The following is a 14,525-nucleotide window of genomic DNA, read 5'->3' on the forward strand; positions in this document are numbered from 1 at the left end:
ACTTACCGGCGGTGATGGTGAGACCAAGAGCCCCGGGTCGGGGCTCTTTTGTTTTCAGCTGGCGGCGCCTATTGGGCCCGCTTGAAGTCGAGGATGTTGTCCCCGGCTTTGGGTGCTTTGTCGTCGGGTGGTGAGAAGCTGAAAGCCTTCGGATCCCGTATCGACGTCATCTCGAACAGCGGGTTGATCCGTCCCAGCTTTGCGCCACCGTCGCGGATCAGTGGCGCCCAGGCAAAGTTCGCAGTGAACTTGCTCGAGCGCGGCAGCAATGCATCGAAGGGAATGGAAACGTAGATACCCTTGTCGAAGCTGCCTTCACCGAACTGTGCGGCGGACACGTTGGTCTTGGTCGCCCAGGCGCCGATCGTCACGCCGTTGTCGAAGCGGCGGCTGATGTCGAGGGTGACGCCACGATCGCCCGCCAAGTACTGGCCCGCGCTGATTCTGGCCTGCACCCCGTTCCAGCCGGTGTCCCAATAGAGCGTAGCGTGGCCGGTGTTGACCTTGTAGTCGCGCAGGCCGAGATCCTGCGCGAAGTCGCGCTGGCGTACGTGGTTGACGTCGATGCCGAACGCGAACCTGCTGCGCCACGGGCGGTAGAGCCATTCGGCGCCCACGCCGGCAAACATCGACTCAAGGGCGCCGCCGTAGACGCTGTAGTACTGGTCTTCGTTCAGTCGGCCCACGTGGGTCAGCTGAAACACCGGCATCGTCAACCGCTTGGTCGTTGCGTACTCGCGTTGGTAGGTTCGCACGCGGGGAAGGTTGCTGGGCGCCGTGTAGGTGAACTTGTCGAAGTTGTCGATCAGGCGCCAGTTCAGTGCTGCGTTCACCCAGGTGCTCGGCGTGAAGCGGTACTCCGCGGTGGCCGAGACTCCGAGCTGGTAGAGCAGGAAGGCATCAGGGCCGCCGAGGATCTGCGAGAAGCTCGGAGTCAGGCCGAAAGTGAGTCTTTCCGTGCGCCGCTCCCATGGCGCCATGGCCGGCGTCTCGCCGGACGATGTGGTGGCGGTTGCATCAGTGGGTGTGCGCTGCGGCGATGTCGGCACGTAGAGCCCGTCTTCGGTCCGGCCGCGAGGCGGGGCGTAGTCGCGCTGGTCCGTGGCGCGCAGTTCTGCGGGGGTCTGTGCCTGGTAGTGCGCCGTCACCCACTCGCTGCGATCGACGACTTGCGTGTGCAGTGCCAGTCCGCGCTCGTTGTAGTGAAGCACGAAGTGCTTGATCGACGCCGGGGCATCGCGATGCATGACGGCAATGACCTGCTGCACGCGGGCCTCGCGGTACACCGTGTGGCTTTCCGTGATCCAGATGTGCGCGCTGTCGCCCTGCGGTGCGATGCGCTGCACGGTCCATTCGGTGCGTGCCTGGATCTCCGCAGCAGTGGCGGCCCAGCCGGGTGGATTGGCCGGCGCCTCGGGCGTGAAGCGGGGCGGCGGCGGATCTGCGGGCTTGCTGGCTCGCATGCTCGCCATGTTGGTGGACAGGGTCAGGCCCACCATCACCTTGTTGCCGCGCTCCAGGCCGGCGGTGAAGGCGACGCCGGGTGAGTAGCGATATTCTAGGCCGATGTTGAAGGGTGAGCGCTGAACCTGGTTGTTCTGCTGGGGCTCGTTCTTGTAGTTGTTGCCTTCGTACTCGAGCTTGACGGTCAGGGGATCCCAGGGTGTGCGCCATTCGACGCCGCCGAACAAGGAAGCTGGCCCTCGAAAGAAGGCCTTGAAGTTTGCTTCGCCGCCCGTTGCTGAGCTCACCGTGCGCGTTCTGAAACGATTGCTCAGGGCCAGCAAGGGGTTGCGGATGTTTCCGCTGTTGCCCAGATACCCCCAGCCGATGCCGAGGCTGAAGTCGAGATCGCCGTAGCGTTTGTTGGCGACCAGGTATTCGGCCGAAAAGAGGCCGGTACCGCCAAGGTCGCGAAAGCCCAGCGCAACCTGAGGCATATACGCGGATTCGCGCAGCAGCCGCAGCTTCACGTCGATGCTCTTGTCCTTGTTGCTCTGGCCAGTGGTGCTGGCGGCGTATGCGCGGTTGCTGATGGAGGTGTAGCGAAAGCCGGCCTCCATCCAGTCCAGCGGCTGGAACATCACGTTCAGTCGCGTATAGGGCGACACGTGGCTGATCGACGTACGGAAATCACCGGCCTCGCCCATGCGTGCCGTCGGCGTCTGAAGCAGGCCGGTTTCGCCCCAGTCGTTGCTGCTTGTGCGAGGCGCCTTGTATTGCGGGGCCGAGGCGTCGGGGCGCACCGAGATGACGCTTTCCGGCGGAACTGACACCGGGATGGACGTATTGATTGCTGCGGCCGGCTTGGCTGCTGCAAGCGCGGCGGTGGTGGCGCCCAGCGCTGCTGTCTGCGGCGACGGGCCTTGGGTCGCCAGGAACTTGATGATGCCTTCCGATGCGTCGACCAGTTCAGTCATGCCGCGCGGCGCAGCCCAGACCCATGCGCCGGGCGCTGGCTCATCGGAGGGGTGGCCGTTCCAGGGGGCGATGCCCACGCGCGATGTTCGGCCGTCGGGTTGTGCAACCCATGCCCAGTCGTGGGTGCTGTCGGGCGCGCAGGCGATGACGTAGTCCAAGGCGGTCCGGCCGGCTTCGTGCGCCGCGTGGCACAACTCGCCATTGGGGCGGACAACCGCGATGGTTTTCAATTGCGGGGAGGGCGCAACCAGTTGCTGGCCGGCCGACAGCAGGGGGTCTTGATCTGGGTGCGCCTGCAGCCAGCGAGGGTCCACGATACCCAGCGCCACGCGGCCAGTGACGGGCAGGTTCTGCAACCACGTGATGAGCTTCAACCGATCGAGTTGCTCGGAACGCGGTGCGCGTCTGCTGGCTGCTTCAAGTCGCACGAGCAGGGTGTTCTTCAGAAACTGTTGAGCCAACCGTTCCTGCGGCACGCGCCATGCCAGTCCGGGCGTTGCGGCGCCTTCCGGCTGACGCAGCAACCAAGTGCTCAGTCGCTCACCGGGGCGCACCTCGGCATCATTTGCGGGCTCGACGGTCGCCGTGTTCTGAGACGGCTCCGCCAACGCACCAAGACTCGCCATCAACGCGCAGGCAAGGGCCGTTCGACGGGGCCAATGCGGGGGGCTGATGGCTCGCAGGAAGAGGGGGCTCATGTACCAGCGCGCGCCGCGGTGCCGGCTGCTGGTGCGGGGGGTGTCCACTGTTCGAAGCTCATGCAGAGGTCGCGGGAAATACATTGCTCCGAATACACGACCTGAGGGGCGCCAGAAGCAAATGAAACGCCGAAGCGGGCGGGAGGAACGGAGGCTGTCGCAGGGCGGGACCCGCTGCGTTCTTCATACCAGCGTAAGGAGCTTGCGGGCACGCCGGCGAGCGCGCTGTCGGTGGGCGTCGCGATCGATGTGCGCGCGATGTCGTCGCGAATGCCGAAGCGATAGCCGGGCATCAGGTCGCGTTCTCGAGCGTAGGTCTGTGTGGTGTTGGCAGCGTGAGCTTGCCAGACGGGTGGGTTGGCGAGTCGAACGTCACGCCAATCGACAGACAGCCCGGTCGTGCCAACCAGTTGACCATTCAGCAGTCGAACGACCTCGCCCGAACCGCTGTACCAAACCTCGACGGGCCCTTCGGCACGCTGGTCGATGTAGCCGAGCACCATGAAAACGACGCGCCCATTGACGCTGGTTCTCAGGTACCGATAGCTGGGATTGAAATCGGGCTGGGTTGCTGAGGACTCGCCGCGATACAGCAGGCGAGCCGAATCCAGCATGGCCGAGGTTCCGGAGGAGCAACCGCCAACGCCCAAGCAAAACGTTGCCAAAAGGCAACGTTCTAAGAGTCGCGTGGCGGAAGCAACGCGCGGACTTTTCAGCGAATGCCCTCCTTTCAGGAGGGCAACCAGCATTAACGCGTGCCGGTGGTGCCCGTGCCGGTGGTGCCGGTGCCAGGGACGAAGAAGCCGCCGCCGCCGTTGCCGTTGTTGCTGCTACCGAGGGCCAGCATCAAAGCGCCGGTGCCTCCAACAGCGCCCCATTGAACGGGGGTCAGGCCGCCAAGGCCAGCAGCGGTTGCGCTCGGAGCGCCTGCGGGGCCTGGTGCAAATGCGCGAGTGTTGTTGCTTGCGGGCGCAGGGGTAACCTGCGTTTGGGCAAAAGCCGACGAGATTGCCAGGGTGGCAAGGGCGACGGTAGCAACCAGTTTGTTCGTCTTCACAGTGATCCTCTCAAAGGGTTTTTATGCTCTTGACTTGAGGTTAGCAGCATCAGAAGTGTGCCGCAACTAATTTGGCCTGGAGGATGAGGCGTTTGCCACGGCCTCCTTGTAACCGCGTATTGCCTCGATTGTTGTGGATGAGTGTGACGGGTGCATGTGTATCTCAATGCTACGTAACGTTCCGCCCAGGATGGCCGTAACGACGTCGACTGACGAGCAGCTCCAGCGGCAAGGCCCCGGTCGCTACTGCCGCATTTTTTCAATGAAATCAACGCACTGACCGAGCCATCGTTGCGATGGGCCGCCGGGCCGCCTCCCAGGCATTGTTCCTGCAGTACCCCGAAACGAAAGTTGACATTCAAGGTAGGCCGCGGGGCACAACAAGGGGATATGCGTGGTTCGATTGTCTGAAGGTGGGGTATCGAAGGGTGTGCGAGTGTGTGGGCGCGCGGCCGGTAGCGTGATCGGAGGCGTCTGCTCATGATGAATCACCTGTCCGCCAGCAGCGCGCAGTCGGCGCCGGCACTCGCTGGCCGGTACGCCGCCTTGGGCTGCGCATTCTTCGGTGCCCTGATCGTCGAGGGTGACCTAGCCCTGGCCGATCGCATGCGACGCCTTCTTTGCGATCTGGCCCCGGGCCGCCGCGTCGTGATCGCCTCCACGCACGCGGAGGCGATCCGTCTGCTGGCCGCGTTGCCCTACGACCTGGTGCTGGTCGACATGCACTTGACTGATGACGGCGGCGTCGCGCTCCTGTCGCACCTACGGCGTGCCTACCCGCAGATCGACGCCATCGCCATGTCGAAGGACGACGACCGTTTGCTGGTCGAGGCCGCGATCTCGTCAGGAGCCTCCGGCTATCTGCTGACGAGCACCGACGATGCCGAACTCTCTTTCTTGCTGCGCTCGATCGAGCGCGGCGGTTCGCCGATGGACGCACGCGTCGCGCGTCGTGTCCTCGGCCTGATTGCGGCGTCCGCGAAACCGGAGGGTGTCGAGTCCGCGCTGCGCGACGGCGACACGGTCTCGCCCCCGATGCCTGCTCCCGGGCTGCTGTCACCTCGGGAGCTCAATGTGCTGCGGCTGATCGCGCAAGGTTGGAGCAATCGGCAGATTGCTGAAGCGATCTGCCTCTCGATCAACACGGTCGAGTTCCACGCCAAGCGGATCTACCGCAAGCTGGCCGTCAAGTCGCGAACCCAGGCTGTCCGGCAGGCGACCCAGTACGGGCTGTTGAGCTGAGCGCCAGAGGTTGCCGCGCGCTGTCGCGCACGTGCTGCGGCGCCGTGCGCACGCGCGGCAATCATTGAAAAACCCTTTTGCGCCCCGCTACAATCTCGGGTTGACCTTGCTGTGGCAAAGGTCAGCCCCTGCTCCAGCGAAGAAGACTTAGAGGATCCCCATGAGTGACATGACCTCCGGCTCGCCCCGGATCGACACAAGCAAGCGGACGTGGTTGATCGCATCCAGCTGTGCCGGCGTAGCGGGCGGCGTGGCCACCGCAATCCCTTTTGTGAGCACATTCCAGCCGTCCGAAAAGGCCAAGGCCGCGGGCGCCGCGGTCGAAGTGGACATCTCGGCCTTGAAGGTCGGCGAAAAGATCACCGTCGAATGGCGCGGCAAGCCGGTCTGGATCCTCAAGCGCAGCCCTGACCAGGTCGCCGAGCTCGCCAAGCTCGATGGCCAGCTCGCCGATCCGCTCTCCAAGCGTCACCCCGACGAATTCACGCCCAAGTACGCACAGAACGGCCATCGTTCGATCAAGCCCGATGTGCTGGTCGTGGTCGGCATCTGCACCCACCTCGGCTGCTCGCCGGTCGACCGCCTGCAGTCCGGCCCGCAACCCTCGCTGCCGAACGACTGGGAGGGCGGCTTCCTCTGCCCTTGCCACGGTTCCACGTTCGACCTCGCCGGTCGCGTCTTCAAGAACAAGCCCGCTCCTGACAACCTCCCTGTGCCTCCGCACATGTACCTGTCCGACACGCGCCTGCTCATCGGCGACGACAGCAAGAAGGCCTGAGGGAGACCACGAACATGGCTGAATTTCACGAAGTTTCCCCCAACGCCCCTGCCGGCGAGAAGCTGCTCAACTGGGTCGACAACCGCTTCCCGCTGACCAAGCTCTGGAACGACCAGTGGGGCAAGTACTACGCACCGAAGAATTTCAACTTCTGGTACATCTTCGGCTCGCTCGCGATGCTGGTCCTCGTGATCCAGATCGTGACCGGCATCTTCCTCGTCATGCACTACAAGCCCGACGCGAACCAAGCGTTCGCATCGGTCGAGTACATCATGCGCGACGTGCCCTGGGGCTGGCTCATCCGCTACATCCACTCGACGGGCGCCTCGGCGTTCTTCATCGTGGTGTACCTGCACATGTTCCGCGGCCTCATGTACGGCAGCTACCGCAAGCCGCGCGAGCTGATCTGGGTGTTCGGCTGCGCGATCTTCCTGTGCCTGATGGCCGAAGCCTTCATGGGCTACCTGCTGCCTTGGGGCCAGATGTCCTACTGGGGCGCCCAGGTGATCGTGAACCTGTTCGCCGCCATCCCGTTCATCGGTCCTGACCTGGCCCTGCTGATCCGCGGCGACTACGTCGTGAGCGACGCCACGCTGAACCGCTTCTTCAGCTTCCACGTCATCGCCGTGCCGCTGGTGCTGCTCGGCCTCGTGGTGGCCCACCTGATCGCGCTGCACGAAGTGGGTTCCAACAACCCCGATGGCATCGAGATCAAGGCCAAGCGCGGTCCCGACGGCCATCCGCTCGACGGCATCCCGTCGCACCCGTACTACACGGTGCACGACATCTTCGGCGTGGTGGTGTTCCTCACGATCTTCTCGGCCGTGATCTTCTTCGCGCCTGAAGCCGGTGGGTACTTCCTGGAGTACAACAACTTCATCCCGGCCGACTCGCTGAAGACGCCGAACCACATCGCTCCGGTCTGGTACTTCACGCCGTTCTATTCGATGCTGCGCGCCACCACCGACGACATGGTCAACGTGTTCGCGCTGATCATCGCGGCCGCTGCCGTCTGGAACTTCATCAAGGGCAAGTCGGGCATGGGCCTGAAGGTTGCCGCCGTGGTCGTGGCCGCCGTCGTGATCTTCCTGCTCAAGACCTTCGACGCCAAGTTCTGGGGCGTGGTCATCATGGGCGGCTCGGTCATCATCCTGTTCTTCCTGCCGTGGCTCGACCACAGCGAAGTCAAGTCGATCCGCTACCGTCCGAGCTGGCACAAGTATGTCTACGGCGTGTTCGTGTTCCTGTTCCTGATCCTGGGCTACCTGGGCATCCAGGCACCCGGCGTCTGGGGCAACCTGGTCATCGGCTCGTTCGCCCTGGACATCGCCCAGACCATCTCGCAGATCGGCACGCTCTTCTACTTCGGCTTCTTCCTGCTGATGCCGTGGTGGAGCCGCAAGGGCGAATTCAAGACCGTGCCCGAGCGCGTGGTCTTCGCCGCCCATTGATGCGCGCGCAAGTGCAAGAGAGCTTGAGAGAAACACGATGAAGAAAAGAATTTCCGGCTGGCTCGCTGTCATGGGTCTGGCACTGGGCCTGACCTTCTCCGCGGCCGCATCCGCCGAATCGGGCGGTCTGGCGTGGGACAAGTCGCCCAACAAGACCACCGACGTGGCGGCCCTGCAGAACGGCGCCAAGCTGTTCGTCAACTATTGCCTCAACTGCCACTCGGCCGCCTTCATGCGCTACAACCGCCTGCAGGACATCGGCATCAGCGAGCAGCAGATCAAGGACAACCTTCTGTTCACGACCGACAAGGTCGGTGAAACCATGAAGGCCAACATCGACGCGCGCCAGGCCAAGGAATGGTTCGGCACCACGCCGCCCGACCTGACGCTGGTCGCACGTTCGCGCGCCGGCCACGGCGGCACGGGCCCCGACTACTTGTACACCTTCCTGCGCAGCTTCTACCGCGACGACACCAAGGCCACCGGCTGGAACAACCTGCTGTTCCCGAGCGTCGCCATGCCGAACCCGCTGTGGGAGCTGCAGGGCGAGCGCCTGCCGGTGCACGCCAAGGTCGAGCAGCACGGTCATGCCACCGACGTGTTCACGGGCAAGTGGGAGCAAGTGACCCCTGGCACGCTGACCCCGGTGCAGTTCGACAGCGCAGTGGGCGACCTCGTCGGCTACCTGCAGTGGATGGCCGAGCCGGCACAGAACACCCGCGTGCGCATCGGCGTCTGGGTGCTGCTGTTCCTGGCCATGTCGGTGGTTTTCGTATGGCGACTGAACGCCTCGTACTGGAAAGACGTCAAGTAATTCCGTTCACGCCGACCGGGCGCCTCGTGCGTCCGGTCCCACAGAGTGGGTTGCCCAGGCGACCCACTCTTTTTGATTTTTAGGAGTCTCTCGCCATGATGGTCTTGTATTCAGGAACGACCTGCCCCTTCTCCCACCGCTGCCGCTTCGTGTTGTTCGAAAAGGGCATGGACTTCGAGATCCGCGACGTCGATCTCTACAACAAGCCCGAAGACATCAGCGTGATGAACCCGTACGGCCAGGTGCCGATCCTGGTCGAGCGCGACCTGATCCTGTACGAGTCGAACATCATCAACGAGTACATCGACGAGCGCTTCCCGCACCCGCAACTGATGCCCGGCGACCCGGTCGACCGCGCCCGCGTGCGCCTGTTCCTGCTCAACTTCGAGAAGGAACTGTTCGTGCACGTCGCCACGCTCGAGAACCGCACCGCCAAGGGCAACGAGAAGGCGCTCGAAAAGGCCCGCTCGCACATCCGCGACCGCCTCACGCAGCTCGCGCCCGTGTTCCTCAAGAACAAGTACATGCTGGGCGACAACTTCTCGATGCTCGACGTGGCCATCGCGCCGCTGCTCTGGCGTCTCGACTACTACGGCATCGACCTCAGCAAGAACGCGGCACCGCTGCTGAAGTACGCCGAGCGCATCTTCTCGCGCCCGGCCTACATCGAAGCACTGACGCCTTCCGAAAAGGTCATGCGAAAGTAAGTAAGCTGCGTGCTTGCTTCCTTCGTTTTTCGCCGCCTTTCATGATCAACGCGCTCGAGTCCTCTTCCACCCGCCCGTACCTCATCCGGGCGTTGTACGAGTGGTGCACCGACAACGGGTTCACGCCCTATGTCGCGGTGCTGGTCGACGACACCGTCCAGGTGCCGCGCGAGTACGTGAAGAACGGCGAGATCGTGCTGAACATCAGCTTCGACGCGACCAGCTCGCTGAAGCTGGGCAACGACTTCATCGAGTTCAAGGCCCGCTTCGCCGGCACGGCGCGCGAGATCAGCGTGCCGGTCGGTCGCGTGATCGCGATCTACGCCCGTGAGAACGGCCAGGGCATGGCGTTCCCGGCACCCGTGCCGGCCGCCACCACGTCCGACGATGGCGATGACGCCGCCTCGGCCGCGGCTTCGCCGAACAGCGCACCGCGCATGCCGCTGCGCGATGCCTCGCGCGGCACCGAAGGCGACGCCAGCAAGGTGTTCCACCTGGTGACGGGCGAAGAGGGCGACGAGACGGTCGACGCCGGTTCGGCGCCTTCCGACCCGACCGACGAGCCGCCGCGCCCGCCGGCCGGTGGTGGCACCCGGCCGTCGCTCAAGCGCGTCAAGTGACGACGCGGTCGGCCCCAAAGCCGGCCGCTTAGAATCGTCGCCAGCACTGCTTTCTTTCAGCCGCTTTAGCTCAATTGGTAGAGCACCCGCCTTGTAAGCGGAAGGTCGTCAGTTCGATTCCGACAAGCGGCACCAATCAAAAAAGCCCGACAACGTCCTGCGTTGCCGGGCTTTTTCTTTGTCTCCCTCGACCTGTCCGGCGGTCCGGACCGGCCGCAGAAGCCGACGGAACGCCGCGGGTCAGCCCACCTCCACCGTCACCCGCAGGAACGTCGCAGCGATCAGGCAGGTGTTGGGGTACTGGCTCTGGTTCTGGCTCTGGAACAGCGTCACCAGCTCCGTGCGCAGTTCGTCGGTGCGCCCCGCCTGGGCTGCCGCGTCGAATGCGTTCATGGTCGGGCCGTAGAACTGCCGGAAGGTGTCGACGAATTCCGCCGCCGAGCCTTTGAAGTCGAAGATGTAGCTGTCGCGTTCCCAGCTGATGGCCTCCGAAGCAACGCCCGCCGCGCCAAAGCGCTCGATGATGTTCGGGGTCGAGCCCCAGCCCATCGGGCTCACGAAGCCCTCGGGCGGCGGGGGCGCATACGACGAGCTGATCTTCAGGATCTGCGCCACCAACGTGGGGTCGTTCGGGATCCAGTTGCCCATGAGGATGCGCCCGCCCGGGCGCGTGACACGCACCATCTCCCGTGCGACGTCGAAGGGCTTGGGCGCGAACATGGCGCCGAACATGCTGATGACGAGGTCGAAGGACTTGTTCTCCAGCCGCAGCTCGCAGGCGTCCCCTTCCTCGAACCTGCAGCTGGCCGACAGCCCGGCCTGGGCCGCCCGCCGGTTGCCCGCGGCGACCAGGTTGGCGGCGATGTCCACGCCCAGCACCTGCGCGCCGAGCTTGGCGGCCGGGATGGCGGTGTTGCCGTCGCCGCAGCCGAGGTCCAGCACCTTCATGCCGGGCGTGATGTGCGCGTGCCGCACGACGTCTTCACCGCTCTCGCGCATGCTCTCGGCGATGCGGGTGAAGTCGCCTTTTTCCCAGAGGGCCTTGTTCGGGTTCATGACTTCACCTTCTCGATCATGTGGTCGATCACGTGCGTGTGTTCGTGTTGCGGACTGAACATCACGATCTCCGCGTCGGCGTCGACCTTGACGTTGTGGCCGGGCGGCCAATAGAACAGGTCGTTGGTCTTCACGGTCTCCTGTTCCCCGGCGTCGTCGGTGGTGGTGATCTGGCCCTTGAGCACGAACCCCCAGTGCGGGCACTGGCAGGAGTTGTGGCTGTTCAGGCCCTGGAAGAGCGGCGTCGTGTCGACGCCCGCCGACAGCGTGAAGTACTCGCCGCTGATCTTGCTGTAGCCGGTCGCGTCGCCGAAATTCAAACGCTGCCGGATCAGGGCACCGGGAATTTCCATCTTCACGTCGACTGCGTCTTTTGCGATATGCATGAGGTACTCCTTGAGGGTCCGCGGGCGCGAGGGTGATGCGTCTATTCGTTGCACCCGCCAGATTCGATAGACGGCATACTGATGCTCCACGCTTGGCGTTCCTGAAACGTTCCCGGCCCGTGCCGGGGGAAAGGAATCGCGATGTCGCCCCCACCGACTCCGCCGTCCGAAGCCGTGTCCATCCGGCTGCTGGGCCCGTTCCACCTGAGCGTGGCCGGCGATGACCCGCAGATTCCCTCAGTGCCGCTGACGCGGCGCGCCGCCGAGCTGCTGCAGCTGCTGGCATTGCAGCCCGGACGCAGCCTGGCGAACGAGCAGGTGGTGGACGCCCTGTGGCCGCACCTGGACCCCGACGCGGGCAGCGCCAACCTGCGCAAGGCCGCGCATCACGCGCGCCAGTTCATCGGCCAGCCCGACGCCCTGGTGCTGCGAGGCGGCCGGGTTTTCCTGTTGCCCGACCAGGCGGTGGCGTGCGACGCCGAGCGGTTCGAGCGCGCAGCGGACGAGGCCCTGCGCAGCGGCGATCCGCAGACCTGCAAGGCGGCCGCACAGCTCTACGGTGGCGACCTCCTGCCGGACGCCCGCTACGAAGCCTGGACCGAGGCGCCGCGCCAGCGGCTGCGCGACAAGTTCCTGCGGCTGCTGCGCCAGACCGGCGACCTGGAACGGCTGGTGCGCGAAGACCCCACCGACGAGGCAGCCCATGTCCAGCTGATGCGCGAGGAACTGGCGGCCGGGCGACGCTCTTCGGCGCTGCGCTGGTACGGCCACCTGCGCGACCATCTGCAGACCATGGACATGCGCCCCGGTCCGCCGGCCGAGGCGCTGTACCGCGAATGCGTGGCGGGCCTGGAGGGCGCCGCGCCGCGTTTCGTCGGCCGTGCCATGGAACTGGTGCGTGTCCTGGGGTGGCTGCGCGCCAGCCTCGCGGGCCGGCCGGGGGGCGCGGTGGTGCGCGCGCCGGCGGGCATGGGCAAGACCGCGTTCTGCCGCCGCGTCGCCGAGGAAGCGCGGGGCCTGGGCTGGCAGGTGCGCTCGTTGCAGGCCGGCGACTGGACGCGGCCCTACGGCATCGCGGCCGACCTGGTGGAGCCCTTGCTCGGCGAGCTGCCCGACGCGGCACAGGCCATCGGTGCGCACGCTCAGGCTGTGCTGGCGCAGATGACCGCCTCGGGCGACGTGAAGCCGCTGGCCCTGCCGCTCGGGCGTCACCAGATGGTGGGCGCCGTGCGCCGGCTGCTGCTGGCCACCGCTGCGCAAAAGCCGGTGCTGCTCATCGTCGACGATGCGCACGCGGCGGACGATGCTAGCGCCCAGGCGCTGACGCAACTGGCGGCGAGCGGCCCCCCGGTGTTCGTGCTGCTCGCATGCCGGCACGCGCTGCCGCCGCTGCTGGATCGGAACACCTCGCGCCTGCAGCGTGCCGGCCAGCTGGAGGCCCTTGAACTGGGGCCGCTGTCTGAGGAAGAAGCGGCGCTGCTCGCAGCCCGCTCGGCCGACGCACCGATGACGGCCGAGGCCGCCACCGCCATCGCCCGTCGTGCCGAAGGCCTGCCGTTTGCCGTGGTCGAGCTCGCGCGCGGTACCGCCACGTCGGACGGCGCCACGGCGGTGATGTCCCGCAGCCTGTCGTCGGCCCTGGCCGAACGCCTGTGCGACCTGGACCCCGGCACGACGGAGGCCCTGCGCCGGTTGGCCTTGTCGGCCGAAGATTTCGACGTGGCCACGGCCGTGGCGCTGGCCGCCGATGAAGGCCACGACGCATTGGCGCGCCTCGACCAGGCACTGGCCGCAGGCGTGCTGGTGGTGGCCGATGGCCGCTACCGCTTCCGCCACGCCCTCGTGCGGGACGCGCTGGCCGAAGGCATCCCGCCGCACCGGCGTGTGCTGTGGCATCGCGACGTGGCGGCGCGGCTCGCGCAAGGTGGTGCGGCACCGGGCCTGGTGGGCCATCACTGGCTCGCCGCGGGCGATGCCGAGCAGGCGATGCCGTGTGCGCTGGCGGCTGCGCGCCAGGCCTTTCGCCTCGGCGCCTACGAGGACGTGTTGCGCCACGTCGAGCCGCTGCTCGCGCACCGGGCGGCGCAGCCGGAAGCCCTGGCGCTGCGCGCCGAGTCCCTGGATGCGCTGGGCCGGCCAGGCACGTTGGCCGCCTACGATGCGGCCGCCGCCGTCGCGCCAGACGCGCTGTCCCACGAACTGCGCGCCAAGCGGGCCCTGGCGCAAGTGAAGATGAGCGACCCGCCCGGTGCCCTGCAGTATCTGAAGGATGTGCATCCCACCACGGTGGCGGGGCGCCTCGCCGAAGCGCTGGCCTACAGCGGCGCGGCGGCCCTGGGCTTCGGGGGCCCCGCCGAAGGCACGCGCCGGTCGGCCGAAGTGCGCCGGATCGCCCTGGAGACGGGCGACGAAGGCACGCTCGTGATCGCCTCCTGGTCGCAGGCCGCGGCGGCGCACGCGCGCGGCGACCTGCACGGCAGCGTGTGGGCCGACCTCAAGGAGACGAGCCACCTGCCGCAGCTGGCAGTGCGCGTGTTCGACGGCCACCTGTGCATCACGCAGCGCTTCCTGTACGGCTCGCGGCCGTACGCCGAGGTCATCGCATTCGCCGATGCGCTGGCCACGGAAGCGCAGCGGCTGGGCGCGGCGCGCGGGCATGCGTTCGCGGTCACGCTGCGCGGCGAGGCCTGGCTGCTCAGCGGCCAGCTCGACGCCGCCGAGCAGGACCTGGTGGCGGGCGGGCGCATGCACCGCGCGATCGGCGGCGCGACCGGCGAGGCGCTGTCGCTGCAGCGCCGCTCCGAACTGGCGATCTACCGCGGGCAGATGGACCGGGCGCGCGGCCTGCTCGACGAAGCGCTCGACGTCGCGCGCCAGTCCGACGTCGGCTTCCACCTGCTGGACCGCATCTACGGCACCCGCATCGCGATGGCCACGCAGCCCGATGCCGCGCTGGGCGTGCTGGAGGAGGCCGAGGCCAACGTGCGCGGCCCGCTGGAAAGCTGCCCCGGCTGCCGCATCACCTTCGCCATCCCGGCCACCATCGCGGCCGCGAGAGCGCACGAACTGGACCTGGCGGCCAGCCACCAGCAGCAGTCCGAATACCTGGCCAACGTGGTGATGAAACTGCCGGCCTGGTACGCGTCGCTGCACGAGGCGCAGGCCCACATCGAACGGGCCACCGGCCGTGTCGCTGCCGCGCGCGAAGGCTTCGCCGCGGCGGCGCGGGAGTTCCACGCCTGCGGCCATGCGCTGGACGCCGCACGCTGCCGGGAGTTGGCCAGCTAGGAAGTCC

The 14,525-nt window shown here is 66.3% G+C and carries 11 protein-coding genes and 1 tRNA gene; 8 read left to right on the plus strand and 4 right to left on the minus strand.

Going from position 1 to position 14,525, the window contains the following annotated elements:
* Nucleotides 1-68: 68 nt before the first annotated feature.
* Both AC1RGU_RS23320 and AC1RGU_RS23325 read right to left on the minus strand, forming a co-directional pair.
* Complete coding sequence (locus tag AC1RGU_RS23320) at nt 69-3,119, minus strand: YjbH domain-containing protein (protein WP_492697792.1); 3,051 nt, start codon at nt 3,117-3,119, stop codon at nt 69-71.
* The gene (locus tag AC1RGU_RS23325; protein WP_492697790.1) at nt 3,116-3,733 is read right to left on the minus strand and encodes a YjbF family lipoprotein; all 618 of its coding nucleotides are present in this window, start codon (nt 3,731-3,733) and stop codon (nt 3,116-3,118) included. The genes AC1RGU_RS23320 and AC1RGU_RS23325 overlap by 4 nt, the downstream gene beginning before the upstream one ends.
* 923 nt (nt 3,734-4,656) lie before the next feature.
* Here AC1RGU_RS23325 and AC1RGU_RS23330 point away from each other — a divergent pair.
* The 7 genes from AC1RGU_RS23330 (at nt 4,657) to AC1RGU_RS23360 (ending at nt 9,923) form a co-directional block, all read left to right on the plus strand.
* Nucleotides 4,657-5,418, plus strand: a complete 762-nt coding sequence (locus tag AC1RGU_RS23330) for a LuxR C-terminal-related transcriptional regulator (protein ID WP_492697788.1) — start codon at nt 4,657-4,659, stop codon at nt 5,416-5,418.
* Nucleotides 5,419-5,578: 160 nt separating this feature from the next.
* Nucleotides 5,579-6,196 (plus strand): ubiquinol-cytochrome c reductase iron-sulfur subunit, encoded by a 618-nt coding sequence (gene petA / locus AC1RGU_RS23335; protein WP_492697786.1) that lies wholly within the window; start codon nt 5,579-5,581, stop codon nt 6,194-6,196.
* Between the two features lie 14 nt (nt 6,197-6,210).
* A complete protein-coding gene (locus AC1RGU_RS23340; protein ID WP_070059900.1) occupies nt 6,211-7,647 on the plus strand; it encodes a cytochrome b in 1,437 nt (478 codons plus the stop codon).
* Between the two features lie 37 nt (nt 7,648-7,684).
* Complete coding sequence (locus AC1RGU_RS23345) at nt 7,685-8,461, plus strand: cytochrome c1 (RefSeq protein WP_062473681.1); 777 nt, start codon at nt 7,685-7,687, stop codon at nt 8,459-8,461.
* A 95-nt stretch (nt 8,462-8,556) separates the two neighbouring features.
* The gene (locus AC1RGU_RS23350) at nt 8,557-9,168 is read left to right on the plus strand and encodes a glutathione S-transferase N-terminal domain-containing protein (RefSeq protein WP_062473683.1); all 612 of its coding nucleotides are present in this window, start codon (nt 8,557-8,559) and stop codon (nt 9,166-9,168) included.
* A gap of 41 nt (nt 9,169-9,209) precedes the next feature.
* Entirely contained in the window at nt 9,210-9,788 is a 579-nt protein-coding gene (locus AC1RGU_RS23355; RefSeq protein WP_070059899.1) for a ClpXP protease specificity-enhancing factor, read from the plus strand.
* Between the two features lie 59 nt (nt 9,789-9,847).
* Nucleotides 9,848-9,923, plus strand: a tRNA-Thr gene (locus AC1RGU_RS23360).
* A 105-nt stretch (nt 9,924-10,028) separates the two neighbouring features.
* On the opposite strand, the gene AC1RGU_RS23365 is transcribed toward AC1RGU_RS23360, so the two are convergent.
* On the minus strand, nt 10,029-10,844 hold the full coding sequence (locus AC1RGU_RS23365; protein WP_492697784.1) for a class I SAM-dependent methyltransferase: 816 nt from the start codon (nt 10,842-10,844) through the stop codon (nt 10,029-10,031).
* Nucleotides 10,841-11,230 (minus strand): cupin domain-containing protein, encoded by a 390-nt coding sequence (locus AC1RGU_RS23370; protein WP_492697782.1) that lies wholly within the window; start codon nt 11,228-11,230, stop codon nt 10,841-10,843. Before AC1RGU_RS23370 ends, AC1RGU_RS23365 begins: the two co-directional genes overlap by 4 nt.
* 141 nt (nt 11,231-11,371) lie before the next feature.
* Between AC1RGU_RS23370 and AC1RGU_RS23375 the strand changes: the two genes are divergently transcribed.
* Nucleotides 11,372-14,518, plus strand: coding sequence for an ATP-binding protein (locus tag AC1RGU_RS23375; protein ID WP_492697780.1), 3,147 nt, complete (start codon nt 11,372-11,374; stop codon nt 14,516-14,518).
* Nucleotides 14,519-14,525 lie beyond the last annotated feature (7 nt).

The organism is Variovorax sp. GW823-FHT02B07 (assembly GCF_058797695.1).